General features: G+C 69.7%; 24 protein-coding genes. 13 read left to right on the top strand and 11 right to left on the bottom strand.

The window, feature by feature from the left end; genetic code table 11:
• Nucleotide 1 precedes the first annotated feature (1 nt).
• Both guaA and BJY22_RS42900 read left to right on the top strand, forming a co-directional pair.
• Complete coding sequence (gene guaA / locus BJY22_RS11630) at nt 2–1,552, top strand: glutamine-hydrolyzing GMP synthase (RefSeq protein WP_167206076.1); 1,551 nt, start codon at nt 2–4, stop codon at nt 1,550–1,552.
• A 135-nt stretch (nt 1,553–1,687) separates the two neighbouring features.
• A complete protein-coding gene (locus BJY22_RS42900) occupies nt 1,688–2,671 on the top strand; it encodes a helix-turn-helix domain-containing protein (protein ID WP_167206078.1) in 984 nt (327 codons plus the stop codon).
• A 55-nt stretch (nt 2,672–2,726) separates the two neighbouring features.
• Here BJY22_RS42900 and BJY22_RS11640 read toward each other — a convergent pair whose 3' ends face one another.
• Nucleotides 2,727–3,134 carry a hypothetical protein gene (locus BJY22_RS11640; RefSeq protein WP_167206080.1) on the bottom strand — a complete coding sequence of 136 codons (408 nt, stop codon included), beginning with the start codon at nt 3,132–3,134 and terminating at the stop codon, nt 2,727–2,729.
• A gap of 142 nt (nt 3,135–3,276) precedes the next feature.
• A complete protein-coding gene (locus BJY22_RS11645) occupies nt 3,277–4,095 on the bottom strand; it encodes a TetR/AcrR family transcriptional regulator C-terminal domain-containing protein (RefSeq protein ID WP_167206082.1) in 819 nt (272 codons plus the stop codon).
• Between the two features lie 71 nt (nt 4,096–4,166).
• On the opposite strand from BJY22_RS11645, the gene BJY22_RS11650 reads away from it, so the two are divergent.
• Both BJY22_RS11650 and BJY22_RS11655 read left to right on the top strand, forming a co-directional pair.
• Complete coding sequence (locus BJY22_RS11650) at nt 4,167–5,000, top strand: NmrA family NAD(P)-binding protein (RefSeq protein WP_167206084.1); 834 nt, start codon at nt 4,167–4,169, stop codon at nt 4,998–5,000.
• 40 nt (nt 5,001–5,040) lie between these two features.
• Nucleotides 5,041–6,057: an Rv2578c family radical SAM protein gene (locus BJY22_RS11655; protein WP_167206087.1), complete on the top strand. Its 1,017-nt coding sequence runs from the start codon at nt 5,041–5,043 to the stop codon at nt 6,055–6,057.
• A gap of 45 nt (nt 6,058–6,102) precedes the next feature.
• Here BJY22_RS11655 and map read toward each other — a convergent pair whose 3' ends face one another.
• The gene (gene map, locus BJY22_RS11660; RefSeq protein WP_167206088.1) at nt 6,103–6,870 is read right to left on the bottom strand and encodes a type I methionyl aminopeptidase; all 768 of its coding nucleotides are present in this window, start codon (nt 6,868–6,870) and stop codon (nt 6,103–6,105) included.
• 224 nt (nt 6,871–7,094) lie between these two features.
• On the opposite strand from map, the gene BJY22_RS11665 reads away from it, so the two are divergent.
• Nucleotides 7,095–7,637, top strand: a complete 543-nt coding sequence (locus BJY22_RS11665) for an rRNA adenine N-6-methyltransferase family protein (protein ID WP_167206090.1) — start codon at nt 7,095–7,097, stop codon at nt 7,635–7,637.
• Nucleotides 7,638–7,768: 131 nt separating this feature from the next.
• Here the strand turns inward: BJY22_RS11665 and BJY22_RS11670 are convergent, their stop codons facing one another.
• Both BJY22_RS11670 and BJY22_RS11675 read right to left on the bottom strand, forming a co-directional pair.
• A complete protein-coding gene (locus BJY22_RS11670) occupies nt 7,769–9,505 on the bottom strand; it encodes an ABC transporter ATP-binding protein (RefSeq protein ID WP_167206092.1) in 1,737 nt (578 codons plus the stop codon).
• Nucleotides 9,502–11,235 carry an ABC transporter ATP-binding protein gene (locus BJY22_RS11675; RefSeq protein WP_167206094.1) on the bottom strand — a complete coding sequence of 578 codons (1,734 nt, stop codon included), beginning with the start codon at nt 11,233–11,235 and terminating at the stop codon, nt 9,502–9,504. Before BJY22_RS11675 ends, BJY22_RS11670 begins: the two co-directional genes overlap by 4 nt.
• Before the next feature lie 197 nt (nt 11,236–11,432).
• On the opposite strand from BJY22_RS11675, the gene BJY22_RS11680 reads away from it, so the two are divergent.
• Nucleotides 11,433–12,398, top strand: a complete 966-nt coding sequence (locus BJY22_RS11680) for a glycerophosphodiester phosphodiesterase (RefSeq protein ID WP_167206096.1) — start codon at nt 11,433–11,435, stop codon at nt 12,396–12,398.
• A gap of 12 nt (nt 12,399–12,410) precedes the next feature.
• On the opposite strand, the gene BJY22_RS11685 is transcribed toward BJY22_RS11680, so the two are convergent.
• A complete protein-coding gene (locus BJY22_RS11685; protein WP_167206098.1) occupies nt 12,411–13,670 on the bottom strand; it encodes a M48 family metalloprotease in 1,260 nt (419 codons plus the stop codon).
• 95 nt (nt 13,671–13,765) lie between these two features.
• Nucleotides 13,766–14,131: a PspC domain-containing protein gene (locus BJY22_RS11690; RefSeq protein WP_167206100.1), complete on the bottom strand. Its 366-nt coding sequence runs from the start codon at nt 14,129–14,131 to the stop codon at nt 13,766–13,768.
• Between the two features lie 151 nt (nt 14,132–14,282).
• On the opposite strand from BJY22_RS11690, the gene BJY22_RS11695 reads away from it, so the two are divergent.
• Genes BJY22_RS11695 through BJY22_RS11710 form a run of 4 tightly spaced genes read left to right on the top strand, consistent with a single transcriptional unit; the run spans nt 14,283 to nt 16,848 of the window.
• A complete protein-coding gene (locus BJY22_RS11695) occupies nt 14,283–15,053 on the top strand; it encodes a PASTA domain-containing protein (RefSeq protein ID WP_167206102.1) in 771 nt (256 codons plus the stop codon).
• 54 nt (nt 15,054–15,107) lie between these two features.
• A complete protein-coding gene (locus BJY22_RS11700) occupies nt 15,108–15,602 on the top strand; it encodes a SigE family RNA polymerase sigma factor (protein ID WP_167206104.1) in 495 nt (164 codons plus the stop codon).
• Entirely contained in the window at nt 15,599–16,477 is an 879-nt protein-coding gene (locus BJY22_RS11705) for a PASTA domain-containing protein (RefSeq protein ID WP_167206106.1), read from the top strand. The genes BJY22_RS11700 and BJY22_RS11705 overlap by 4 nt, the downstream gene beginning before the upstream one ends.
• A 35-nt stretch (nt 16,478–16,512) precedes the next feature.
• Entirely contained in the window at nt 16,513–16,848 is a 336-nt protein-coding gene (locus tag BJY22_RS11710) for an MmcQ/YjbR family DNA-binding protein (protein WP_167206108.1), read from the top strand.
• Here BJY22_RS11710 and BJY22_RS11715 read toward each other — a convergent pair.
• Nucleotides 16,837–17,397, bottom strand: a complete 561-nt coding sequence (locus tag BJY22_RS11715; RefSeq protein ID WP_167206110.1) for a GNAT family N-acetyltransferase — start codon at nt 17,395–17,397, stop codon at nt 16,837–16,839. The genes BJY22_RS11710 and BJY22_RS11715 overlap by 12 nt on opposite strands.
• Nucleotides 17,398–17,633: 236 nt before the next feature.
• Between BJY22_RS11715 and groL the strand changes: the two genes are divergently transcribed.
• Complete coding sequence (gene groL / locus BJY22_RS11720; protein ID WP_167206113.1) at nt 17,634–19,259, top strand: chaperonin GroEL; 1,626 nt, start codon at nt 17,634–17,636, stop codon at nt 19,257–19,259.
• 131 nt (nt 19,260–19,390) lie between these two features.
• Here groL and BJY22_RS11725 read toward each other — a convergent pair whose 3' ends face one another.
• Both BJY22_RS11725 and BJY22_RS11730 read right to left on the bottom strand, forming a co-directional pair.
• Nucleotides 19,391–20,341 carry a glycoside hydrolase family 6 protein gene (locus tag BJY22_RS11725; protein ID WP_202891076.1) on the bottom strand — a complete coding sequence of 317 codons (951 nt, stop codon included), beginning with the start codon at nt 20,339–20,341 and terminating at the stop codon, nt 19,391–19,393.
• Nucleotides 20,342–20,396: 55 nt separating this feature from the next.
• The gene (locus tag BJY22_RS11730) at nt 20,397–20,870 is read right to left on the bottom strand and encodes a guanyl-specific ribonuclease (protein WP_167206115.1); all 474 of its coding nucleotides are present in this window, start codon (nt 20,868–20,870) and stop codon (nt 20,397–20,399) included.
• A 210-nt stretch (nt 20,871–21,080) separates the two neighbouring features.
• On the opposite strand from BJY22_RS11730, the gene BJY22_RS11735 reads away from it, so the two are divergent.
• A complete protein-coding gene (locus tag BJY22_RS11735; protein ID WP_167206117.1) occupies nt 21,081–22,013 on the top strand; it encodes a GNAT family N-acetyltransferase in 933 nt (310 codons plus the stop codon).
• Nucleotides 22,014–22,110: 97 nt separating this feature from the next.
• The gene (locus BJY22_RS11740; RefSeq protein WP_167206119.1) at nt 22,111–22,572 is read left to right on the top strand and encodes a hypothetical protein; all 462 of its coding nucleotides are present in this window, start codon (nt 22,111–22,113) and stop codon (nt 22,570–22,572) included.
• Here BJY22_RS11740 and BJY22_RS11745 read toward each other — a convergent pair.
• Nucleotides 22,569–23,057: an FHA domain-containing protein gene (locus BJY22_RS11745; protein ID WP_238350343.1), complete on the bottom strand. Its 489-nt coding sequence runs from the start codon at nt 23,055–23,057 to the stop codon at nt 22,569–22,571. The genes BJY22_RS11740 and BJY22_RS11745 overlap by 4 nt on opposite strands.
• Nucleotides 23,058–23,096: the final 39 nt, after the last annotated feature.

Genomic DNA, 23,096 nt, shown 5'->3' on the forward strand with positions numbered 1-23,096 from the left:
GGTGACGCAGCATGAGTTGGTTCTGGTTGTCGACTTCGGGGCGCAGTACGCGCAGTTGATCGCGCGGCGGGTGCGCGAGGCGAAGGTGTACTCCGAGATCGTGCCGCACTCGATGCCGGTCGAGGAGATGCTGGCGAAGGGGCCGAAGGCGATCATCCTGTCCGGCGGGCCGCAGTCGGTGTACGCCGAGGGCGCGCCGCGGGTCGAGTCCGGGCTGTTCGAGACCGGCGTCCCGGCGTTCGGGATCTGCTACGGGTTCCAGGCGATGGCGCAGACGCTCGGCGGCGAGGTCCGGCGTACCGGCCTGCGCGAGTTCGGCCGTACGCCGGTCACGGTGAGCGAGCCGGGGACGCTGCTCGCGGGCATCCCCGAGGACCTGAACGTGTGGATGTCCCACGGTGACGCCGTCCACGCCCCGCCCGCCGGGTTCGCCGTACTGGCGGCCTCCGAGGGCGCGCCGGTGGCCGCCTTCGAGGACCTGGACCGGCGGCTGGCCGGTGTGCAGTGGCACCCGGAGGTCCTGCACTCACAGGCCGGGCAGGCCGTGCTGGAGCACTTCCTGTACGAGATCGCCGGCTGCAAGGGCGACTGGACGACCACCAACGTCGTCGAGGAGCAGGTCGCGCTGATCCGTGAGCAGGTCGGGGCCAAGCAGGTCCTGTGCGCGTTGTCCGGCGGTGTCGACTCCGCGGTCGCGGCGGCCCTTGTGCACAAGGCGATCGGCGACCAGCTGACCTGTGTGTACGTCGACCACGGTCTGCAGCGGGCCGGCGAGTCCGAGCAGATCGAGAAGGACTTCGTCGCCGCGACCGGGATCCGGCTCGAGGCCGTGGACGCGGAGGAGCAGTTCCTGACCGCGCTCGCGGGGGTGACCGATCCGGAGCAGAAGCGGAAGATCGTCGGCCGCGAGTTCATCCGGACCTTCGAGGCGACCGCGCGCAAGGTGGACGCCGAGCGGCACATCGAGTTCCTGGTCCAGGGCACGCTGTACCCGGACGTGGTGGAGTCCGGCGGCGGCGCCGGCGCCGCGAACATCAAGTCGCACCACAACGTCGGCGGGCTGCCCGACGACCTGCAGTTCAGCCTGATCGAGCCGCTGCGGACGCTGTTCAAGGACGAGGTCCGTGAGCTCGGCCTGGCGCTCGGCCTGCCGGAGACGATGGTCTACCGGCACCCGTTCCCGGGCCCGGGGCTGAGCATCCGGATCATCGGCGAGGTCACCCGCGAGCGGCTCGACATCCTGCGCGCAGCGGACCTGATCGCGCGCACCGAGCTGACCGCGGCCGGGCTCGACCGGGACATCTGGCAGTTCCCGGTGGTCCTGCTGGCCGACGTCCGGTCGGTCGGTGTCCAGGGCGACGGCCGGACGTACGGCCACCCCGTCGTACTCCGTCCGGTGACCAGCGAGGACGCGATGACGGCCGACTGGGCCCGCCTGCCGTACGACGTGATCGAGCGGATCTCGACCCGGATCACCAACGAGGTCGACGAGATCAACCGCGTCACGATCGATGTCACTAGCAAGCCCCCGGGCACCATCGAGTGGGAGTAGTTCCCGCGCCGGATCTGCGAACCTCCCCGAGTCCCGCGGGTAGTCCACGTCACGGTGGGTGAACCGCGCGACTGTTAGTGTCGTAGGGTCGCCCGCTGACCACGGCGGGTGAGTTCCTCGGGGGAGGAGATCGTGGTGTTCCGTATTCATTTCGAGTGTGCGGACCTTGCCAGAACGACGATCGCGCAGCGACCGGATCCGCTGTGGGAGGTACTGCTGGGGCTCCACGTCCTGCAGGAGGACGAGGAGGCGGAGACCTACGGACCCTGGCGCGAGCGGGCTCGGGCCAGGCTGAGCTCGCTGGAGCGGGAGCTCCTCGCGCTGGCGCCACCGGTGGGGTACTCGCCGGACTTCCTGACTCCGCGCGCGGCGAGCGAAGGGCTCGAGGCCGGACTGACCGCGATCGCGGCGACTCGGCCCGGCCAACTGAAGTCCGAGTTGACGCGGCTGTCGGACGCGGTACGGCTGCCGGCCTGGACCCGTCGGCTCGCCGGTGGTGACACGACGGTCATGTCGCGACTGGTGCACGGGCTGCGGTCGTTCCACCGGACCAAGATCGCGCCGCAGCTGCCGATGATCGCCATCGCCGTCGAGCCGGTGGTAGCCAAGCACAACGACACGGTCGCCAACGACGGCTTCGAGAAGCTGATCCCGCAGTTGCACGGGTCGTTGAGCTGGTCGGCGCCGGTGTTGTCGGTGGACATGCCGCACGTGAACCGCGACCTGTACCTGCGCGGCCGCGGGCTCCGGCTGGTGCCGTCGTTCTTTTGCTGGAAGCACCCGATCATGCTGCAGGACCCGGCGCTCCCGCCGGTGCTCGTCTATCCGGCCCGGCACGACTTGGCCCGCCAGGAGGTCGTCGTACGGCGACCTGATCGCGCGCGGGCCGTCGCGGATCTGATCGGGAAGACGAGAGCCCAGGTGCTCCTGGGGATCTCGGGCGGCGCGTGCTCGACGAGTGAGCTGGCGGCTCGGGTGGGGATCTCGAAGGCCTCGGCCAGTGAGCACGCCCGGGTGCTGCACGACACCGGGCTGGTCACCACGCACCGGGTCGGGAGCTCGGTCCGGCACATGCTCAACCAGGTCGGCGCGGACGTACTGGCGGGAGGCAGGGGCTGAACGAAGAACCGGCGCCACCGGTCGAGGACCTGCGGCGCCGGTTCGGCTGCTGCGGTCAGCGGGTCAGCTTGACCGAGTTGATCGGCGTCAGGTCGTAGTTGGTGTAGACGTAGGCGGCGAGGTAGGACGGGCAGTCCGTCCCGGACGAGCCCCTGCACAGCCAGACTCCCGCACCGCCCGACTGGTTGTTGAACACGATGTGGTTGCCGACCTGGTTGTACAGCTTGTGCGCGCCGTAGGCCCAGTACACGTTCGACGGCTGACCGTTGTTCCATCCCTTGTCGCGCGGGTAGATGCAGACCGCGCCGTACGGGCAGCCCTGGTAGGTGCCGCCGGCAACCGTCATGTCGGAGGCCGTCGTCGCCGACCCGGAGGCCTGCGCCGACGTGGCCCCCACCGTCAGAGTCAGCAGCGATCCGGCAGCGAGTCCGGCACCCACGACGAGCTTGGTGATGTTTCGCATGATCTCCCTTTGATCTGCCCCGCACCCCCGGTTGGGGCGCTGACATCAACCCTCCGCGCGCCGGACCCGGGACGCTCTTCCATTCGCGATCGCCCGAAAAGCCCGGCGCTCTGTTCGGCCTGCGCCGAATGGAGTTGAAGCGCTAGCGGGGCTCGTGCTGCGTCTCGATGCCGTCGAGCAGCCGGTCCAGGCCGTAGCGGTACGAGTCGGCGGCGGCTTCCTTCGTACTGGACTGGTAGCCGTCGGCGTTCCAGATGGCTGTCATCGCGGGATGCCGGTCGACGTCGAAGTACGTCTCCCACAGCTCGTTCCGCTCGTACCACCAGGCGTCGTTGGTCTTTCCGGTCGTGCGCTCGACCAGTTGGCTCTCCGCCTCGAGACTCGCGGCGGAGTCGACGTACGTCGTGATGGCGAGCGCGGCCGTGTTCGTCTCGACGGCGCTGAGGCCGAGCGGGAGCAGCACGGACAACAGGTACTCGCGGCCTGCCAGCATGCCCGGTCCGACCGGCGGGCGGATCGTCGAGACCTGCGACAACCACAGATGGCGCTGGAACATGGCGCGGGTCTGTTCCGAGTAGATCTCCACCTGCTCGCGCCAGTCCTCCGGACGAGGATCGCCCGGGCCCGGGAGTTCACGCTCGCCGAGCACCTGGTCGACCATCAGGTCGAGGAGCTCGTCCTTGGACGGCACGTACGTGTAGAGCGTCATCGTGCCTGCGCCGAGCTCCTTCGCGAGCCCGCCCATCGACGCGGCGGCCAGGCCTTGCTCGTCCGCGAGCCGGATGCCCGCGTGCACGACGTCGTCCACGGTCAGCGACGGCCGGCGACCGGCGCCCCGCCGCCTCGCCGGTCCTTCGACGGAGAGCTGCCCGCTGTTGCTCTGCTGATCGCGCTGGTGATTGCGCCACAGCAAGGCCAACGTCTTGTCCGGCTGTCCCTCACCGCTGCGGCGCTCGCTCACGGGCCTAACGATAGGCGCTGGATCTAATTCTCGTATACCCTACGAGAATTAGAGTCGAGAGGGGTTGAGCGATGACCATCCTGGTGACAGGTGCGACCGCGAGTGTGGGGCGGTTGCTGGTCGACGAACTGGTGGCGGCCGGTGCGCCGGTGCGGGCGCTGACGAACAACCCGGCGCGTGCCGCGCTGCCGGACGGCGTCGAGGTCGCGCGCGGGTACCTCGGGAAGCCGCAGACGCTGCCCGCGGCGCTCGTGGGTATCGACACCGTGTACCTCGCGCCGCTTCCGGCGTACGTCGACGACTTCGTCCGCTGTGCGCGCGACGCCGGCGTGCGACGGGTCGTCGTACTGTCGGGCGAGCCTGCGGAGTACGAAGCGCAAGGGGATCCGTCGACGTGGCACTACTACCGGATCGAGCGGGCGATCGAGACCGGCCGCTTCGAGTGGACGTTCCTGCGGCCGGGGCAGTTCATGAACAACACGCTCGACTGGGCGCCGTCGATCAAGGCCGACGGGGTTGTGCGGGCGCCGTACGGCGAGGCCGTGCAGACGCCGATCGACCTCGGTGACATCGCGGCGGTGGCGCGGGTGGTGCTGCTGTCGGAGGAGTATGCCGGGCAGAAGATCACCATGAGCGGGCCCGAGGGGATCACGCCGCCGGAGCAGGTCGCCGCTATCGCGGAGGCGATCGGGCGGCCGGTGCGATTCGAGGAGCTGACGCCTTCGGAGTACCTGGACGACCTGGCGCCGGTGATCGGGCTGGAGACAGCGCAGTGGCTGCTCGACGGCTTCCGCATGATGGCCGAACATCCGATGAAGCCCGAGTCCACCGTCGAGGACCTCACCGGCCGCCCAGGAGTCACGTATCGCGAGTGGGCCCGGGCCAACGCGGCGGCGTTCCGCTGACGGTTTGACGCGAGGTCGAACATGTGTTCGACTGTGAGATATGAGGTGGGCGGGTCAGCAACTCGACGTGGAGACTCCCGGGACGTTGCCGGGGCTCGGGTCGATCGCGGGGCTCGTGCGGTCGGTGACGACGCCGGAGTTCCAGGGGATCACGTTCCACGAGGTGCTGGCGCGGTCGGCGCTGAACTCCGTGCCCGGTTCGGCGTTGCCGTTCAACTGGACCGTGAATCCGTACCGCGGGTGCACACACGCCTGCCGGTACTGTTTCGCGCGGCCCACGCACAAGTACCTCGAACTCGACACCGGCGAGGACTTCGACCGGCAGATCGTCGTGAAGACGAACGTGGCCGAGGTCCTGCGCCGCGAGCTCGCCCGCCCGTCCTGGAAGCGCGAACAGGTTGCCCTAGGCACCAACACGGACCCGTACCAGCGCGCCGAGGGCCGCTACCGGCTGATGCCCGGCATCATCGAGGCGCTCGCTGGTTCGGGCACACCGCTCTCGATCCTCACCAAAGGCACACTGCTCCGCCGCGACCTCGCGTTGCTGTCCGCCGTGTCCTCGGACGTCTCGGTCGGCATCGGCATCTCGCTGGCGTTGGGTGACGAGGTACTCCGGCGGCGCCTGGAGCCCGGCGTACCGTCGGTCCGCGGCCGCCTCGACCTGATCCGCGCCATTCGCGAGGCCGGTCTGCCGTGCGGGGTGATGGTCGCGCCGGTCCTTCCGTGGCTCACCGACTCGACGGACCAGTTGGACCACTTGCTCCAGCAGTTGTCAGACGCCGGCGCGACAGGCGTCACCCCGCTGGTCCTCCATCTGCGCCCCGGGGTGAAGGACTGGTTCATGCAGTGGCTCACCCACGACCATCCCGAACTGGTCGCCCGCTACGAGTCCCTCTACGCCCACGGCTCCAACGCCTCCCCGAGCTACCGCAAAGCCTTCGACCACAAAATCCGCCCCCTCCTCAACAAACACGGCTTCGGCCGCAACTCGAGCCATCGCTCCACTCCCATCGACGGTATGCACCGCGCCGAGCCGGCCCAACCGCCCTTGTTCTGAAGGGCGCCTTGGGCTCGGACCTGGCCGCAGTTCCACGGTGCCGAGCTACGGGAGGGTGAGGATCTGGGGGCCGTTGGGGGTGAGGGCTACGGTGTGTTCGGCGTGGGCGCCTCGGGTGTGGTCGGCGGAGCGGAGGGTCCAGCCGTCTTCGTCGATGGTGTAGGTGGTGCCGGGGCCGGACCAGAACCAGGGCTCGATGGCGAAGACCTGGCCGTTGCGGAGTTTGAGGCCGCGGCCGGGGCGGCCGTCGTTGGGGACGTGAGGTTCCTGGTGCATGCGGCGGCCGATGCCGTGGCCGCCGAAGTCGAGGTTGGTTCCGACGCCGGCGCGTCTCCCGATCCGGCCGATCGCCGCGCCGATGTCTCCGATGCGGTTGCCGTCGACCGCGGCCGCGATGCCCGCCGCGAGCGCTTCCTCGGTCGTCGCGATCAGCTCCAGATCCTCCACCCGCGGCGTACCGACGCAGAAGCTGATCGCCGAGTCCGCGCACCACCCGTCGACCGATGCGCCGCAGTCCACGTTCAACAGGTCGCCGTCCGCGAGCCGCACGTCGGACGGCAGGCCGTGCAGTACGGCGTCGTTCACCGACGTACAGATCACTCCGTTGAACGGCGACGTCGCGAAGCCGGGCTGGTACCCGTCGAACAACGACACCGCCCCCGCGGACCGCAGGACGTCACGAGCGACCTCGTCGAGCTCCCGCAGCGAGACGCCGACCGCGGCCTCCTTCTTCACCGCCGCCAGCGCGTTCGCGACAACGCGCCCGGCCGCGCGCATCCGCTCGATCTCCGCCGCCGTCTTCACTTCGACCATGGGCCAGTTATACCGCTCGCACCCGCCCCGGCCGCCGTGTGCAGGCGCCCATGCACCTGCTGCTGCGACAAGCGCCGGGATGGGGAGACACGCAATAGCTTGTCTCCAGACCCCAGCACTTGTTCACATCACGGCGCTGGGGGTGGCGCTGAAAATGCTTTGAGGCGAGGCGTTTCGCCGGTCTAGGGTCGGTCGCATGATTACGTACTTCGTGATGGTCCGTCGTGCCCGCCTACGGGCAGGCGCGGGGTGCCTGGGGATGGCATCCGCTCGATAGCCGTTGGGCCCAACGGGTTGTGGACGCGGCCGGGGTCGAACCCGGCGAACTCGTCCTCGACGTCGGGGCCGGGCTCGGTGCGCTGACCGCGCCGCTGGTCCGGGCCGGCGCCCGGGTCATCGCGGTCGAACTCCATCCGGGTCGTGCCGACCGGTTGCGCCGGCGGTTCGCGGACGCACCGGTGACGGTCGTCCGGGCCGATGCCGGTGACCTGCGGTTGCCGTCGCGGCCGTTCCGGGTGGTGTCGAGTCCGCCGTACAACATCTCCACGTTGTTGCTGAAGCGCTTGCTGGCACCGGGTTCCCGTCTGGTGTCGGCGGATCTGGTGCTGCAGCGGCAGGTGGCGAATCGGTGGGTTCGCGGTGACGCACCCGGGGCGAACCGGTGGTTCCGGCACTATGACCCTTCGATCGGCCTTCGCCTTCCCCGCAAGGCATTCACCCCACCGCCACATGTCGATTCAGCAGTCCTCCTGCTACGCAAGCGCTAGAAGAAACCCGCCCTCGCTTCGCTCGGGGATGGGTTGAGCGCCACGTGTCGATTCAGCAGTTCTCCCACTATGCAAAACACTAAAGACCCCCACCGGAACAGCCCGGTGGGGGTCTTTGCTTTTGGCAACTGTTAGCTGTGCCAGGAGTTCCAGAGGGCGGCGTACGAGCCTTTGCGGGCGACCAGTTCGTCGTGGCTGCCCAGTTCGGAGATGCGGCCCTCCTCGACCACCGCGACCCGGTCGGCGTCGTGGGCGGTGTAGAGCCGGTGCGCGATCGCGATCACCGTCCGGCCTTCCAGCACCGCCGCGAGCGAACGCTCCATGTGCCGCGCGGCCCGCGGGTCGATCAGCGACGTCGCCTCGTCGAGCACCAACGTGTGCGGATCCGCCAGCACGAGCCGGGCCAGCGCCAACTGCTGTGCCTGCGCCGGCGTCAACGACAGCTGACCGGAACCGACCCGGGTGTCCAGCCCCTGCGGCAACGCCTCCGCCCACGCCCGCGCATCGACCGCGTCGAGCGCGTCGAGCAGCTCCGCATCGGTCGCCGACGGACGCGCCATCGACAGGTTGTCCCGCAGCGTGCCGACGAACACGTGATGCTCCTGCGTCACGAGCGCGACCTGCTTGCGCAGCTCGTCGAGCGGCAGTTCCGTCATCCCCACGCCGCCGACCGTCACCGAACCGGTCCGCGGCGGATGGATCCCGGCGACCAGCCGGCCCAGCGTCGACTTGCCCGCACCGGACGGCCCGACCATCGCGATCCGCTCGCCCGGCTGGATCGTCAGGTCCACGCCGTGCAGCACGTCGCGACCGTCGACGTACGAGAACCGCACGTCCCGCGCCTCGACCAGCTCGCCCGCGGGCTGCTGACCGGACGGCGTACGGTCGTCCGGTACGTCGCTGATCCCGAGCAGCCGGGCGAACGCGGCACCGCCGGACTGGAGCTCGTCCAGCCAGGACAGCAACCGGTCGACCGGGTCGATCAACTGGTTCACGTACAGAACGGCGGCCGTTACCGCGCCGAGCGACACGTGCCCGTTGATGTGCAGCCAGCCGCCGAACAGCAGCGTGCCCACGACCGGCACCAGGTACCCGAGCTCGGCGGCCGGGAAGTAGACGGTGCGGAGGAACAACGTGTAGCGCTCCGCGTTGTACGACCCGCGGATGTCCGCGTCGCCGCGGCGCACGCGATCGTCGTACCGCCGGAGGGCCTCGACGGTCCGCGCGCCTTCGACCGTCTCCGCGAGCGAGCTGGTCATCTGCGCGTACGCCGCGTTCTCCCGCAGGTACCCGTCCTTCGCGCGGCGCAGGTACCACTGCGTGCTCAGCCAGAGCAGCGGGACCATCGCGGCCAGCGGCACCAGCACCCAGACGCCCACCAGCGCCGTCGCGACCACGGTGAACACCACGGTGACGAACGCGATGATCGTCTCGGGTACGGCGAACCGCACGGTCCGCGACAGCGTGTCGACGTCCCGCGACGTCCGCGACAGCAGGTCACCCGTGCCGGCCCGCTCGACCGTACCGATCGGCAGCGCCAGCGCGTTGTCGACGAACTCCTCCCGCAGCTCGGCCAGCACCTGCTCGCCCAGCGCGAAGGAGCGGTACCGCGCCCAGCGGGTCAGCAGCGACTGCGCCACGATGAACCCGGCGATCACGGCGATCACCAGGTTCACCTTGGCGGCGGTCGTGCCGTGCTGCACGTCCTCGACCAGGTCACCGATCAGCCGCGGCGCCGCCAGCCCCGACACCGCCGCCAGGCCGTGCAGCAGCAACGCGATCACCAGAGCGCGCGGATGCCGCCTGGCCAGCCGCCGGGCGTGCTGCCGGATCTCGGCCGGCCCGGCCACGGGCAGGATCTGCCTCATCGGAGCACCTCCTCGGCTTCGGTCTCTGGTTCGGTCTGGCGGGTGACGGTCCGCCGGTACTGCGGGGTGGACTCGAGCAGCTCGCGGTGTTTGCCGGTGGCAACGACTCGTCCACCGGCGACGAAGATCACCTCGTCGACGCGGTCGAGCAGCAGCGGACTGGCGGTCAGGACGACGGTGCTCCGACCGGTCCGGTGATCGCGCAGCCGTTCCGCGATCCGAGCCTCGGTGTGCGCGTCGACCGCGGACGTCGGCTCGACCAGCACCAGCACGGACGGGTCGGCGAGCAACGCCCGGACCAGAACGAGCCGCTGACGCTGACCGCCGGAGAACGAGCGTCCCTTCTCCTCCACTTCGGAGTCGAGCCCGTCCGGCAGCGCGACGAGTACGTCCTCCGCCGACGCCGTACGCAGGGCGGCCATCAGCTCGTCATCGGTACGGCGACCTGACGGGTCCAGCTCGGTGCGCAGCGGGCCGGTGAACATCTGGGCGCCGGTGTCGCTCACCAGGATCCGCTCGCGAACGTCTGCCCTGGTAGCGCTGGCCAGCGTCACACCGCCGTACCGGACCTCGCTGGTCTCGTCGTAGCGCCCCAGGCGGTCTGCGAGCGGGCCGTAGCTGTCCGGCTCAGCCGAGACGATGGCAGTGAGCTGTCCGTCGCGGGCTCGGATGCCGGAGACCGGATCGACCAGGTCGCCGTGGTCCGGCAGCCGCACCGGTGTCTCCGGCTCGGTGATGTCCGGCTCCAGCTTCAGCACCCGGATCACACGGCGCGCCGCGACCAGTCCACGCATCAGCTGGTTGGCGAACTCGGTCGCCGTACGCAGGGGGAGCACCAGGAACGTCGCGTACCCGTAGAACGCGACCAGCGAGCCGGCGCTCAGGTCACCGCGCAGCGCGAAGTGCGCGCCCAGACCGACGACCAGGACGACGAAGATGCCCGGCAGTAGCACCTGCGCGGCGTCCAGCACCGACTGGATGCCCGCCACCCGGACGCCCGCCTTCCGCACCTGCTGCGACTCGCTCCGGTAGCGCCGCGAGAAGGAGTCCTCACCGCCGATACCGCGCAGCACCCGCAGACCGGCGACGATGTCCGAACCCAGCGAGTTCAGATCGCCGACGGCGTCGCGCTGCGCGGACTGCCGCTTGTGCAGCGGTCGCAGCATCGGGCCCAGGCAGAACAGCATCAGCGGTACGCCGATCAGCACCACCAGGCCGAGCACGGTCGACGACGACAGCAGGATCGCCGCGACCACCACGAACGCGACGATCGCGCCGGCGAACCGGGCCGAGATCTCCATCAGGTTCCCGATGTAGGACAGGTCGCCGGCGCCGATACTGACCACCTCGCCGGTGGCCAGCTGCTTGGGCAGGGTTGCGCCGAGGTCGGCCGACTTCCGTGTCACCACCTGGACCGTGCGGTACGCCGCGGTCAGCCAGTTGGTGACCGCGAACCGGTGCCTCATGATGCCCGCCGTCGCCTGCACCACACCCACCGCGAACAGCAGCGCCGTCCAGCGCAGCAGCCGCTCGCCGTCGCGCGCCGCGATGCCCTCGTCGATCGCCCGGCCGAGGATTGCCGGGATGAAGGCCTGCGAGGCCATCCACAGGATGCCGAAGGCCATCCCGCCGGCGAGCGTCCGTGCCTGACCGCGCGCGACCCACCCCAGGTAGCGGACCGGCGAGCGATGATTCGGGACGCCGGGATCGGCGAGCGGCAGTTGTCTCATAGCCTCCTCAGGCTAGGTCTCGCCACCGACAGTTGGCATGCGAATTAATCGCACCTGTGGACCCCCTGAACAGCTGCCGTCCAACAGCTGGCTGCCAGGGAGTCGCCACGCGCGGTGACGGTGACGGTCGGTAGACCTTCACCTTGCGTTGGGCAACGGGTTCCCGCCGGGCCATGTCCGGCCCCTGTCCTGGATCCATGTTGGTGATCGCGCATCGGGGAGCGAGTGGCTACCGCCCGGAACACACGCCCGCGGCCTACCGGCTGGCGGCGCGGCAGGGCGCCGACTACCTGGAACCGGACCTGGTCGCCACCCTCGACGGCGTCCTGGTCTGCCGGCACGAGAACGAGATCTCCGGTACGACGGACGTCGCGGAGCACCCGGTCTTCGCCGACCGGAAGATCACCAAGATCGTCGACGGGACCGCCGTCACCGGCTGGTTCGTGGAGGACTTCACCTACGCCGAACTGCGCACGCTGCGGGCCCGCGAACGGATGCCCGCGCTCCGGTCGGACAACACGGCGTACGACGGGCTTGAGGAGATCCCCACCTTCGACGACGTGGTCGCGCTGGCGCGCCGGGAGTCGGCGCGGCTGGGACGGCCGATCGGTGTGCTCCCGGAGATCAAGCACCCGACGTACTTCCGGCGGCTCGGTCTGCCGCTGGAGGAGCTGCTCACCGAGCGGATCCTGGCGCTCGGGCTGCGTCCTGACGAGATCATGGTGCAGTCGTTCGAGCCGACGAGCCTGCGGCGGCTGTCGGTGATGACGCGGGTGCCGCTGGTCCAGCTCATCGACGCAGAGAGCGCTCCGAACGACTTCCTCCGGACGGGTGACGGCCGGTCGTACGCCGACCTCGTCGAGCCGCGGGGCCTGCGGGAGATCGCGACGTACGCGCAGGTGCTGGCACCGCACAAGGACCTGGTCGTTCCGCGGACCGCCGACGGCTGTCTCGGGGAGCCGACCCGTCTGGTCGACGACGCCCACCGCGCCGGCCTCGGCGTCCAGGTCTGGACGTTCCGCGCGGAGCGCCGCTTCCTGCCGACCGCAACCGACTTCCGCACCGAACTGACCCGCTTCGCGTCCCTCGGCCTCCAGGGCGTCTTCGCCGACCACCCCGACCAGGCAGTCACAGCCCTCCGCAAACCGACTGTGAACGTCTAGCCAGGGCCGCAGCTAGAGAGCTGCGCGGAGTTCGGCCAATGCCTTCGTGGCGGCAGGCTGGAGTTCGTTGTCGATGGCGCGGCTGCGGTCGATGCCCAGGACGAAACGAGCAGTGGTTGCAGGGCGGCTGCGGATCAGCCTGGTCCGGAGGTACGTCGGCGGATGCGTGGTGTCGGTCCGGGCCTCGCGGAGACGGCTGACGCGGAGCTGGCGCTCGATCTCCCGCGCCGGAACCTCAGTCACCTCCCGCCGAACCGCCTCCAGCGGGTCGATGCCGGTGGGGAAGCGGAGGGCTCGCTCCAGCGCGCGGTACGACGCGTCGGCCAGGACCAACCGTTCGAGCGCCTGGGCGGTCGCCTCGGATCCGGCGATCTCGCCGGCTTTGCGATCGGCAAGGTACTCCGCACGCTGACTGCCGCGGAAGGCCAGCCGCTCCAGCAGCCAGGCGACCCCTCGAACGACGATGCCGACAGTCGCGTTGAGCATCCGGCTGACCATCGTGGCGCCGGTCGCCTCGTCGTAGCCGAGCTCGCGCCTGATCCGGTCGCCGTGCCCCTCGCTGAAGGTCTCGTTCAGTTCCTGCAGAACCGACCAGGCACCGCCGAGCACCCAACCGCTCCTGGCATCACCGTGCCGGCCATGGCCGAACTCGTGCGCCAGGACGGCGATCCGCTCCTGCGGTCGCAGACCCGCCCAGAGTGGCAGCCCGATGCCGACGACAGGACGGAAGCGCCAGCCGATCTGCTGGTACCAGAGGTTCGCCTCGGTGCTGACGACGACGGCGCTCACCCTCCTGGTGCCGATGGCGTCGGCCAGTTCGTCGAGTACGGCGTACAGGGTGGGGGCTTCGTCGCGCGGCACCGGTTGCGCGTCCTCCTGCAGTCGCGCAGCGCGTGGATGGAAGAGAAACGCCAGCCCGAAGGCCAGCAGTGCGAGCATCCCGCTGAGCCACAGCGGTCGATAGAAGGCGATCAGAGCGACGCCGGCCAGGAAGGCGATCAGCGGCAGCAGCAAGATCAGCGCGGACAGCAGATGCGCGCCGATCCGGGCCGCGTCCCAGCCGGGACGGTGGATCTTCCCGGTCTCCAGTTCGCGGAAGAGCGATTCGGCGAGGCGCTGCTCGAGCCGCAGACGCCAGGGCGGAGTGTGGTCCTCGCGAGGCGTCGGGTCGACGTTCCAGTCGCACTTGTCACACCAGGTGACGTACCGCCGGTCGACGCGGATCTGGTGCCCGCATTCGGGGCAGTTGGCGATCTCTTCGGCGCGCTGCACGACGGAAGTGTTGCAGTACGGCGGCAGGGTGGCGAGTTGTCGTCACCCTGCCGCCGGGTCCGGGGCTGCTGCGCCGTGGTGAGGCGCAGTCGAGGTCACGCCGCCGGGGGCTTGTTGTTGGTGTCGTCGTAGAGGCGGGACGCGATGTCCTGCTCGGTGGTGTCCTGGTGCTGGGCCTGGGGCTGGGTCTGGTTCTGGTTCTGGTTGACCGACTGGTGGACGTTCTGCCAGACCGCCTTGCCGTCGGACTCCGGGATCACGATCCAGGCGACCGCGTAGCCGAGCATCGCGGCGCCGCCGGTGATCAGGGTGAGGCCGACCCAGCCGAGGCGGACCAGGGTCACGTCGATGTTCAGGTACTCGGCGATGCCGCCGGACACACCGGACAGCATCCGCTGGTTCGCGGAGCGACGGAGGACCTTGCCGGAGAGGTTCTGGAACGGTGCGTTGGAGTTCGTCATGGCTCTACTGTCCCGTTTCCGCACCCCTCGGCACATCAGGATCGGTACCGACCGACCCCTGAGCGACCCCTGACGACTTTCGTGGGCACCGGGTGGCCGCCCGCGCCGGTAGCACTCAGACTGGAGGTGCCGACGAAGTGCGAGGGACGCGATGAACCAACCGGAGCTCCTCGAGCGCGCGGGCGCCGCAGGCCCGCCTCGTCGTCTCCGCGACCGCCTGGTGACCGCCGCGGCAGCGGCGACCGTAGTGACTGTCATCGGCGTGACCAACGTCCTCACGGCGCCCGGCGGGTCAGGGACAGTCCCCCTGCCCGGCCCTGAGCCGGGCCCCGTGGCGATGCGACTGGTCGGCTTCGGCCACGCCGCGATCGCGGTGCCGAAGATCTGGGGTACGAACGTCAGCCGCTGCGGCACGCCGCGCCGGGACACCGTGCTCATCGACGACCCGAGTGCGGCGTCGTACTGCGACCTGCCTCGCCCTCCCGGCGTCGACAGCGTGGAGCTCAGCACTGTGCCGCCGACCGGCTTCCAGGTCGACGAGATCTTCACGGTCGACGGAGTCCGGGCCGAGCGCCGGCGGACCACCTGTGCGAGCGACGACGTCTGCTGGGGCGCTGTAGGTATCCCGTCCCTCCAGGTCTGGTTCCGTGCCTCCTCCTCAACGAGTGCCGACGAGGTGGAACGGATCCTCGCCCGGATCGCGATCGTGCGGGACCAGGTCGGCGTACCGAGCTCCCGGTCGTTGGACGAGAGCCGGAGCGGTACGGCGTACGCGAAGCTCCTGCAGCGGCTGGGCCTCCGGGCCGAGTTCCGGACCAGGACGTCGCTCGTCTACAAGCAGGGGCGTGTCGTCGGCATCTCCCCGTCTCCCGGCACCCTCCTCAGCCCCGGCGACACAGTCAGCTTGACCGTGATCAAGTAGAACTGGCCGGAACCTCCGCCGCCCACCAGCCTGTCTGTAAGGGTGAGGAGGGGCATGGACGAGTTCACCGAGTACGTCACCGCGCGCTGGCCCACGCTGGTCCGCTCCGCGGTCCTGCTCGGCTGTACTCCGTCCGAAGCCGAGGACCTCGTCCAGTCCGCTCTGGAACGCTGCCTGCTGAAGTGGAACCGGGTGCGCGACGCGGAGGACCGGGACGCCTACGTGCACCGCGTACTGATCAACTGCTTCCGCTCCTCCCGCAGACGCCGCTGGCACGGTGAGCTGCCGTCAGCCGCCCTCCCGGAGCGGCCCGGTGGAAGTGACCAGACAGCAGGAGTCGACGACACGGACGCCGTGATGCGCGCACTCGACCGGCTGCCGGGTGACCAGCGCACAGCAGTCGTACTGCGGTACTACGCGCACCTGACCGAGCAGCAGATGGCGTCCGTGCTGGGCGTAGCCCCGGGAACGGTCAAGAGCCGGCTGTCCCGCGCGGTGAAGGCCCTGGCACAGGACCCACACCTGGCAGAACTGCGAGAACCCCGATGATCGAACCCAAGCTGACCGAACTCCTGGAAGACACCGCCGACCGCACCCCCGTAGGCCCACCGCCACTCATCGCCCTCCGGGCCGGAGCAGCCCGCCGACGCAGACGCCGTACTGCGGGACTCACAGCAGTCACCGTGGCAGCTGTCGGCGCTGTCATCGCCGGCACGAACCTGCTGGCCTCGCCCACCTCAACCGCACCTGTCACCAGCCCGACCCCGGTGCCCACGACCCCCACGACCCCCACGACCGCGGCCCCGGTCCCGTTCACGACGCGGTTGGTCGGCTTCGGTCGCGCCGCCATCGCCATCCCGGCGAGCTGGCCGACCAACAAGAGCAGCTGCGGTACCCCGCAGTTGGACACTGTGCAGATCGACGACCCAACCAGAGGGCTGTTCTGCATGAGCTACCGTCCGGACGCGGTCGAGAGTGTCGAGCTGACCGGGACACCGTCGATCGAGTTCCGCGCCGACAAGACGGTTGTGATTGACGGAGTTGAGGCTCAGCGCCAGCGGACGAAGTGCTTGGACGGGTGGCAGGGCACCAGGGTGTGCGTCGGGGCCGTGGGCATCCCGTCCCTCAAGGTGTGGTTCTATGCCGAGTCGTCGACCAGCGCCGAGGAGGTCGACCGGATCCTCAGCAGGATCCAGATCCTGAGGGGGCGCGCCGGAGTCCCCAGCTACTGGTCGGTCCGCGGCTCGACCCCGGGATCGCCTGCACGCAGCTACGAGCCGCTGCTGTTGGCCGCGGGTCTCGCGGTGCAGTACAAGGCGGTGAAGTCGCCCAGCTATGCGGACGGCACCATCCTGGGTGTCTCGCCTGCTGTCGGGACGCTGCTGCCTGTCGGGTCGACTGTGACGGTGACGGTTGCGGGCTGAGGAAACTGTCGGAGGGACTGTCTAGCGTGCTGGGTATGGATGCGCAGGCGGTGATGAAGGTGATGGCTGGGCTGCCGGAGGCGGAGGAGCACGAGGGGTGGGCGGGGCAGCCGGTGTTCAAGGTGCGGAACAAGAGCTTCGCGTACCTGTCCGAGGATCAGAGCCGCATGCATCTCAAGGCGCTCCGCGAGGAGCAGGAGGCACTCGTCGCGGAGAACCCGGACGTCTACGCCCCCTCCTGGGACGGCGGCCGCTTCGCCTGGGTGCTCATCCAGCTGGACCAGGCCGACGAGGAGGAGCTGGGGGAATTGATCACGGAGGCCTACCGCCTCACCGCCCCGAAGTACCTGATCGCACAGCTAGGCGACTGACCGGACCAGCACCCAGCGCGGGCCGTTCCGGCTGATCTCGGTGAAGCCGGCGGTCAGGTAGACGGACAGCGGGCCGCGGTAGAGATCGGCTGCGGGGAGACGGCCCTCGGCCGCCGTGTCGACGGCGCAGGCCTCGACGGCGGTCGCGCCGTACGAACGGGCCAGGTCGAGCGCGCCGCGCACCAGCTCCCCGGCAACACCCGTGCGGCGATGGCCGACCGGTACGACGAAGCACGTGATCACCCAGGCGTCCGGGTGGTCGGTGCGCCAGTTGGGCGAGGCCACGACCCGCGGGTACGACGTCCGCGGTCCGACGGCGCACCACCCGACCGGTGTGCTGCCGTCGTACGCGAGGACACCTGGCGGCAGGTCACCGCCGCAGACCTGGTCACGCAGGCCCTCGCGGTTGTCCTCCGGGCGGGCGTCGGACCACGCCTTGCCGCGGAGCCGGAAGTACTGGCAGAAGCAGCGCGAGGGGTCGCCGCGCTCGCCCATCACGGCTTCGACGTCGGGCCAGCGGTCCGGACCGGCCGGTCGGAGGTTCGGCATGGGGTTCACGGTAGCCGGGGGCTGGCTTGCACTCACTTGGGTCGAGTGCTAATACTTGGTTAGCACTCCATGGGTGAGAGTGATAAGTGCTCGCGCCCGGCGGAGTGTGCAAGAAGACGGCCTCGATGAGGTTACCGGTGCGTGGCGGGACATGAGCGTCGCGATGCCGGTGCCGTCCGTCGCGGGCATCGAGCCGGCTGAACCACAAAGACTCGACGCGGGAGGACTCGCGGAGAATGCCCAAGCTGATTGCTTTCGATGAAGAGGCGCGCCGCGGCCTCGAGCGGGGAATGAACACCCTCGCCGACGCCGTGAAGGTGACGCTCGGCCCGAAGGGCCGCAACGTCGTGCTGGAGAAGAAGTGGGGCGCCCCCACGATCACCAACGACGGCGTCTCCATCGCCAAGGAGATCGAGCTCGAGGACCCGTACGAGAAGATCGGGGCCGAGCTCGTCAAGGAAGTTGCCAAGAAGACCGACGACGTCGCGGGTGACGGTACGACCACCGCCACCGTGCTGGCCCAGGCCCTCGTCCGCGAGGGACTGCGCAACGTCGCCGCGGGCGCCAACCCGATGGGCCTGAAGAAGGGCATCGAGAAGGCGACCGAGGCCGTCAGCGAGCAGCTGCTGGCGCTGGCCAAGCCGGTCGAGACCCGCGAGCAGATCGCGGCGACCGCGTCCATCTCGGCCGCGGACACCCAGGTCGGCTCGATCATCGCCGAGGCGATGGACAAGGTCGGCAAGGAAGGCGTCATCACCGTCGAGGAGAGCAACACCTTCGGCCTCGAGCTCGAGCTCACCGAGGGTATGCGCTTCGACAAGGGCTACATCTCGCCGTACTTCGTGACCGACACCGACCGGATGGAGGCCGTCCTCGACGACCCGTACATCCTGGTGGTGAACAGCAAGATCGGCAGCATCAAGGACCTGGTCCCGGTGCTGGAGAAGGTCATGCAGACCGGCAAGCCGCTGGCGATCATCGCCGAGGACGTCGAGGGCGAGGCGCTGGCCACCCTGGTCGTCAACAAGATCAAGGGCACCTTCAAGGCCGTCGCCGTCAAGGCGCCGGGCTTCGGTGACCGCCGCAAGGCGATGCTGGTCGACATCGCCGTCCTCACCGGCGGCGAGGTGATCTCCGAGGAGGTCGGCCTCAAGCTCGACACCGTCGACCTGGAGCTGCTCGGCCAGGCCCGCAAGATCGTCGTCACCAAGGACGAGACGACCATCGTCGAGGGCTCGGGCGACGCCGACCAGATCACCGGCCGGGTGAACCAGATCCGCGCCGAGATCGAGAAGTCGGACTCCGACTACGACCGCGAGAAGCTGCAGGAGCGGCTGGCCAAGCTGGCCGGCGGCGTTGCGGTCATCAAGGTCGGCGCGGCCACCGAGGTCGAGCTGAAGGAGCGCAAGCACCGCATCGAGGACGCCGTTCGCAACGCGAAGGCGGCCGTCGAGGAGGGCATCGTCGCCGGTGGTGGCGTCGCGCTGCTGCAGGCGTCCGTGGTGGCGTTCGAGAAGCTGGAGCTCGAGGGTGACGAGGCGACCGGTGCGGAGATCGTGCGCAAGGCCGTCGAGGCCCCGCTGAAGCAGATCGCCGTGAACGCCGGCCTCGAGGGCGGCGTCGTGGTGGAGAAGGTCCGCAACCTCGAGCCGGGTCACGGTCTGAACGCCGCGACCGGTGAGTACGTCGACCTGATCGCCACCGGCATCATCGACCCGGCCAAGGTGACCCGGTCCGCGCTGCAGAACGCGGCGTCGATCGCGGCCCTGTTCCTCACCACCGAGGCCGTCATCGCCGACAAGCCGGAGAAGGCCGCGGCCGCTCCGGGTGGCGCGCCCGACATGGGCGGCATGGACTTCTGATCCAGTAGTCCGACAGCACAAAAAGCAACAACCTCAACGGTCCCGGGCTGGCGCCCGGGGCCGTTGTGTTGTGGCGGTGGAGGTCCGGCAGTCGGTGGGGCGGGGTGCCGGCGAGGCGGGTGCGTCGGCGATCAGGTGCCGGTGATGAGGTGGTGGGCGAGGAGGGGGGAGAAGGTGCGGGTGGGGAGCGTGGGGGTGAGGCCGCAGGGGCCGTCGGATTCGCCGGGGGTGCGGAGCCAAAGCTGGAGGTCGACGGGGGAGGTGGCGGTGCTGGGCGGTGCGCCGAGCTTGCGGGCAGGTGGGTTGCAGGAGCTGCCGTCGGAACCGTTGCCGTTGCGGCTGGTGTCGACGACGTAGTGGGCGCCGCCGCCGAGGGCCTGCAGGATCTCGGTGCCGCGGGCCACGGACTGTTCGGTGGTGAAGTAGTTCGCGGTGTTCAGGGCGAACCCGCGGACCTTGCCGACATCCGCGAGCCGCAGCCGTCGCGCGATCTCCTTCGCGTCACCCGAGGTCACAGTGCCCGCGTCGAGGTACACCCAGGTGTTCGGGTTCTTCGCCGCGAAGACCCCGACGGCGTACTTCAGCAACGCGATCCGCCCGTCCCACTCCGGTGCCGGGTAGCAGTCGAGCCGCGCCAGCGCGTCCGGCTCGAGTACAACGACCGCGGGCCGCGTCCCGATGCCGGCCGACACGCCCGCGATCCACGTCCGGTACGCCGCATCCGACGCGGCGCCACCGCCGATCCCGCACTGCCGCCCCGGCAGGTTGTCCGTCACCAGCACCGGCAGCTTGTCCGCCTTGTCCGCCGCGGTCGTGTACGCCGTGACGCCCGTCGTCACGTCGCCGCTCCAGGACCCGAACCAGCGCGCCGACGGCTGCCCGGCGATCTTCGTCGCGATCGCGGTGTCCTCGGGATGCCGCCGTACGTAGGCCGCCGCGGCCGACCCCGGATCGACGTACAGCCCGCTGGTCAGCTTGAGCGGGTTGCCGGTCGCTTCGGCCAGCCCGGACTCGGGCCGGCCGAAGACGAGCAGCGCGGCGGACAGCAACAGGCCGGCGGTGACCGGACGCAGAATCGGCATCGGTGAAAGATCCTTCCTGATCACTCAACGTGCCGACGACACTACTCTCCGAAGGTCAGCTGTTCTCGTCCACCTCGCAGAACGAGGCGTAGTGGTCGCTCGTGTAGTAGACGTGTTCGGGGTCGGTCTCCGCGCCGCCGCCGACGAGGCGGCGCGCGCCGCGGTCGGGTGAGCCGGGGGTGATCACGGTGTACTCGTGGTAGTAGCCGGAGGACTCGTCGGGGAGGATGCCCTCCCGGTTCTGGAAGACGGTGCCGTCCTGCTCGTACGGGAACGGTCCGCCGGAGTGGATGAGGTCGAGGGTGTCGCCGGCCTGCGAGGGCAGTGAGCTGAGCGCGCAGGTCTCGATCGCGTCAGGTGCGGTCAGGGTCTGCGGCGCGGCGGGCGCGGTCCGCAGTGCGACGTACGAGGCGTCCGCGGTGTGCGGTGCGGCGTACGACGAGGTGGAGTGGCTGGTCGGGGCGGCGTAGGCCGTGGAGCCCAGGGCGGCGGTGGTCGCCAGGGTCACGGCGGCGATGAGGGTTCTCATGCCCGGACGCTTCCCCGCCGCGGCGCCGCCGGTACATCCCAGCTGTGAATAACGAGTGGACTATGACCCCCGGTGGCCCTAGAGTCTGGCGCGGCGAGAGACGCCCGAGTGGAAGGAGCGACCGATGAACACACTGACTTGTTTCCCGGCGCGTCCCGACCGCTCGCACAGCTCGCACTGAGCGGAGCCGCGCCTCCTTCTGGAGGATCTGTGACCATCCGCACCACCGTCGAGGCCGACCTCGGCACCATCCTTGCTCTGATCGAGCAGCAGTCCGTCAACACCGTCACCGTCGACCGGTACCGCGAATATGTTGCCAGCGGCTACTACAAGCACGACTGGACCTGGGTGATCGAGGAGAACGGCGCGATCCAGGCGCTCGCGATCTGGTGGGGCGTCCCCGGCGAGCGCCACCCGTACAGCATCGACGGCCTGTACTACGCCGGCGACGGCGACCCAGTCCCGGCCTGGACCGAGCTGCTGAAGCATGCCGTCGCTTCCCGCCCGGCCGGCGCCGAGCCACCGGAGTACCACTTCTTCCTGGACAGCGACTGGCAGAACAGGCCGGATGTCGTCGCGGCACTCGAGCCCCGCGCGCAGGCGGCCGCGGCGGTCGGGATGACTGCGGTGACCGACCGGCTGCGGTACGAGTGGAAGTCGTCGTACGGGCTGCCGCAACGCTCGACCCGGCTGCGCTTCGAGCCGGCCGACGACGAGGCGTTCGTCGACGTGTTCGTGCGCGTCAGCCAGGGCAGCCTCGACGCCGGTACGGCGCGGGAGATCGCGCGGCTCGGAGCCGAGGGCGCGGCGCGCGAAGAGCTGGCGATCTACAAGTCGATGCGGGGCGACCGTGGCTGGTGGCGGCTCGCGTACGACGAGGCCGGTGAACTGGTCGGTTTCGCGATCCCGTCCGCCAACGCGGGCGGGCCGGTCGTCGGTTATCTCGGTGTGCTGCCGGAGCATCGCGGGCACGGGCTGAGTGACGACCTACTGGCCGAGATCACCCATCTGCTCGCCGAGACCGGCGCGGAGCAGATCCGCGCCGACACCGACTTCGGCAACGTTCCGATGGCGAAGAGCTTCGAGCGTCAGGGGTACCGGACGTTCGCCGTACGCCGGGTGCTGTCGGTCCCGGAGAACTGATCCGAACTCACTGCCGCCGAAGTGCAGACGAGCCCTCGCTCCGTCCCTATGCTCCGTGACATGTCAGAAAGGTCCGGGCGAGCGAGGAGCGGGGGCGATGCGTGACATCGCGTTGATTCTGCATGTCGTGGCCGGTGTCCTCGCCGTCCTGTTCGGCCCGTTGGCGATCGTGCTCACCCTGCGCCGCCGCGGGCTGAACGGGGCCGGTGAGGTCTACCACTGGACGGTCGCGCTGATCTGCCTGACCGCGCTGGTGATGATCCCGTACGACTGGGGCCGGCTCTGGTACTTCGTGCCGATCACGATCGCGTCGTACCTGTTCGTGTACCTCGGCCAGCGCGCGGCCGAGGCGCCCGGCGGACTCTGGTACCGCGGGGTGCTGCGCGGGTACGGCGGTGGCTGGATCGCGCTGTGGACGGCGATCGCGGTCGTCAGCCTGCCGCAGCGTCCGTGGACGTGGGCGATCCCGATCGTGGCCGGGTCGGCCGTGATCGAGTGGCTGTGCTTCAACCCGTCACCGGGCTGGACCTCGCAGACCCAGCCCGGCGCGAGATCCTAGGCCTGGCCGGCCAGTTCCTCGGGGGTTGCCTTGCGGACCACGAGGCGGGTCCAGGCGCCGACGTAGATGCGGTCGTCGGGCTGCAGTTCCTGGCGCTGGCCGGGGATGATCGGGGTTTCCGGGAGCGGGCCGGCGGCGGAGGCGACGTACGTGCCGTTGGAGGACTGCAGGTCCTCCACCCACCAGCGCTGGCCGTCGGTGGTCAGCTGGGCCTGGCGGCGGCTGACGCCGGTGTCGTCGCCGCAGTCGATCTCCGGGGAGATACCGCGGCTGCGGGACGGGCGGCCGATCAGCAGGCTCTTCTCCGTCAACGGGATCACTGCAGGTAGGCCTGGTGAGGGGCACGGGTCGTCGCTCTGCTGTACGGCGTACCAGTCCGGGTCGACCCAGCGCTCGACGACCCACTCGGCTGTCGCGGCTGGTGCCGACGGGGGTCTGGGCGCCGGGATGCCTGTCAGACCGAGCGGGGCCGCCGGGCGGGGCATGGTGCCGGTCGTGAAGTCGTAGCCGCAGTTCTCGCAGAA

This window comes from Kribbella shirazensis (genome assembly GCF_011761605.1).
Classification (GTDB): Bacteria; Actinomycetota; Actinomycetes; order Propionibacteriales; family Kribbellaceae; genus Kribbella; species Kribbella shirazensis.

Bases quoted from the DNA above. Each gene is read 5' to 3' on its own strand.
- BJY22_RS11740 (WP_167206119.1), top strand. From the start codon at position 22,111: ATGCGTGACATCGCGTTGATTCTGCATGTCGTGGCCGGTGTCCTCGCC.
- map (WP_167206088.1), bottom strand. From the start codon at position 6,870: ATGGTCGAAGTGAAGACGGCGGCGGAGATCGAGCGGATGCGCGCGGCC.
- BJY22_RS11690 (WP_167206100.1), bottom strand. From the start codon at position 14,131: ATGACGAACTCCAACGCACCGTTCCAGAACCTCTCCGGCAAGGTCCTC.
- BJY22_RS11710 (WP_167206108.1), top strand. From the start codon at position 16,513: ATGGATGCGCAGGCGGTGATGAAGGTGATGGCTGGGCTGCCGGAGGCG.
- groL (WP_167206113.1), top strand. From the start codon at position 17,634: ATGCCCAAGCTGATTGCTTTCGATGAAGAGGCGCGCCGCGGCCTCGAG.
- BJY22_RS11715 (WP_167206110.1), bottom strand. From the start codon at position 17,397: ATGCCGAACCTCCGACCGGCCGGTCCGGACCGCTGGCCCGACGTCGAA.
- BJY22_RS11730 (WP_167206115.1), bottom strand. From the start codon at position 20,870: ATGAGAACCCTCATCGCCGCCGTGACCCTGGCGACCACCGCCGCCCTG.
- BJY22_RS11700 (WP_167206104.1), top strand. From the start codon at position 15,108: ATGGACGAGTTCACCGAGTACGTCACCGCGCGCTGGCCCACGCTGGTC.
- BJY22_RS11705 (WP_167206106.1), top strand. From the start codon at position 15,599: ATGATCGAACCCAAGCTGACCGAACTCCTGGAAGACACCGCCGACCGC.
- BJY22_RS11650 (WP_167206084.1), top strand. From the start codon at position 4,167: ATGACCATCCTGGTGACAGGTGCGACCGCGAGTGTGGGGCGGTTGCTG.
- BJY22_RS11745 (WP_238350343.1), bottom strand. From the start codon at position 23,057: ATGCCCCGCCCGGCGGCCCCGCTCGGTCTGACAGGCATCCCGGCGCCC.
- BJY22_RS11680 (WP_167206096.1), top strand. From the start codon at position 11,433: ATGTTGGTGATCGCGCATCGGGGAGCGAGTGGCTACCGCCCGGAACAC.
- BJY22_RS11725 (WP_202891076.1), bottom strand. From the start codon at position 20,341: ATGCCGATTCTGCGTCCGGTCACCGCCGGCCTGTTGCTGTCCGCCGCG.
- BJY22_RS11675 (WP_167206094.1), bottom strand. From the start codon at position 11,235: ATGAGACAACTGCCGCTCGCCGATCCCGGCGTCCCGAATCATCGCTCG.
- BJY22_RS11695 (WP_167206102.1), top strand. From the start codon at position 14,283: ATGAACCAACCGGAGCTCCTCGAGCGCGCGGGCGCCGCAGGCCCGCCT.
- BJY22_RS11670 (WP_167206092.1), bottom strand. From the start codon at position 9,505: ATGAGGCAGATCCTGCCCGTGGCCGGGCCGGCCGAGATCCGGCAGCAC.
- BJY22_RS11655 (WP_167206087.1), top strand. From the start codon at position 5,041: ATGAGGTGGGCGGGTCAGCAACTCGACGTGGAGACTCCCGGGACGTTG.
- BJY22_RS11640 (WP_167206080.1), bottom strand. From the start codon at position 3,134: ATGCGAAACATCACCAAGCTCGTCGTGGGTGCCGGACTCGCTGCCGGA.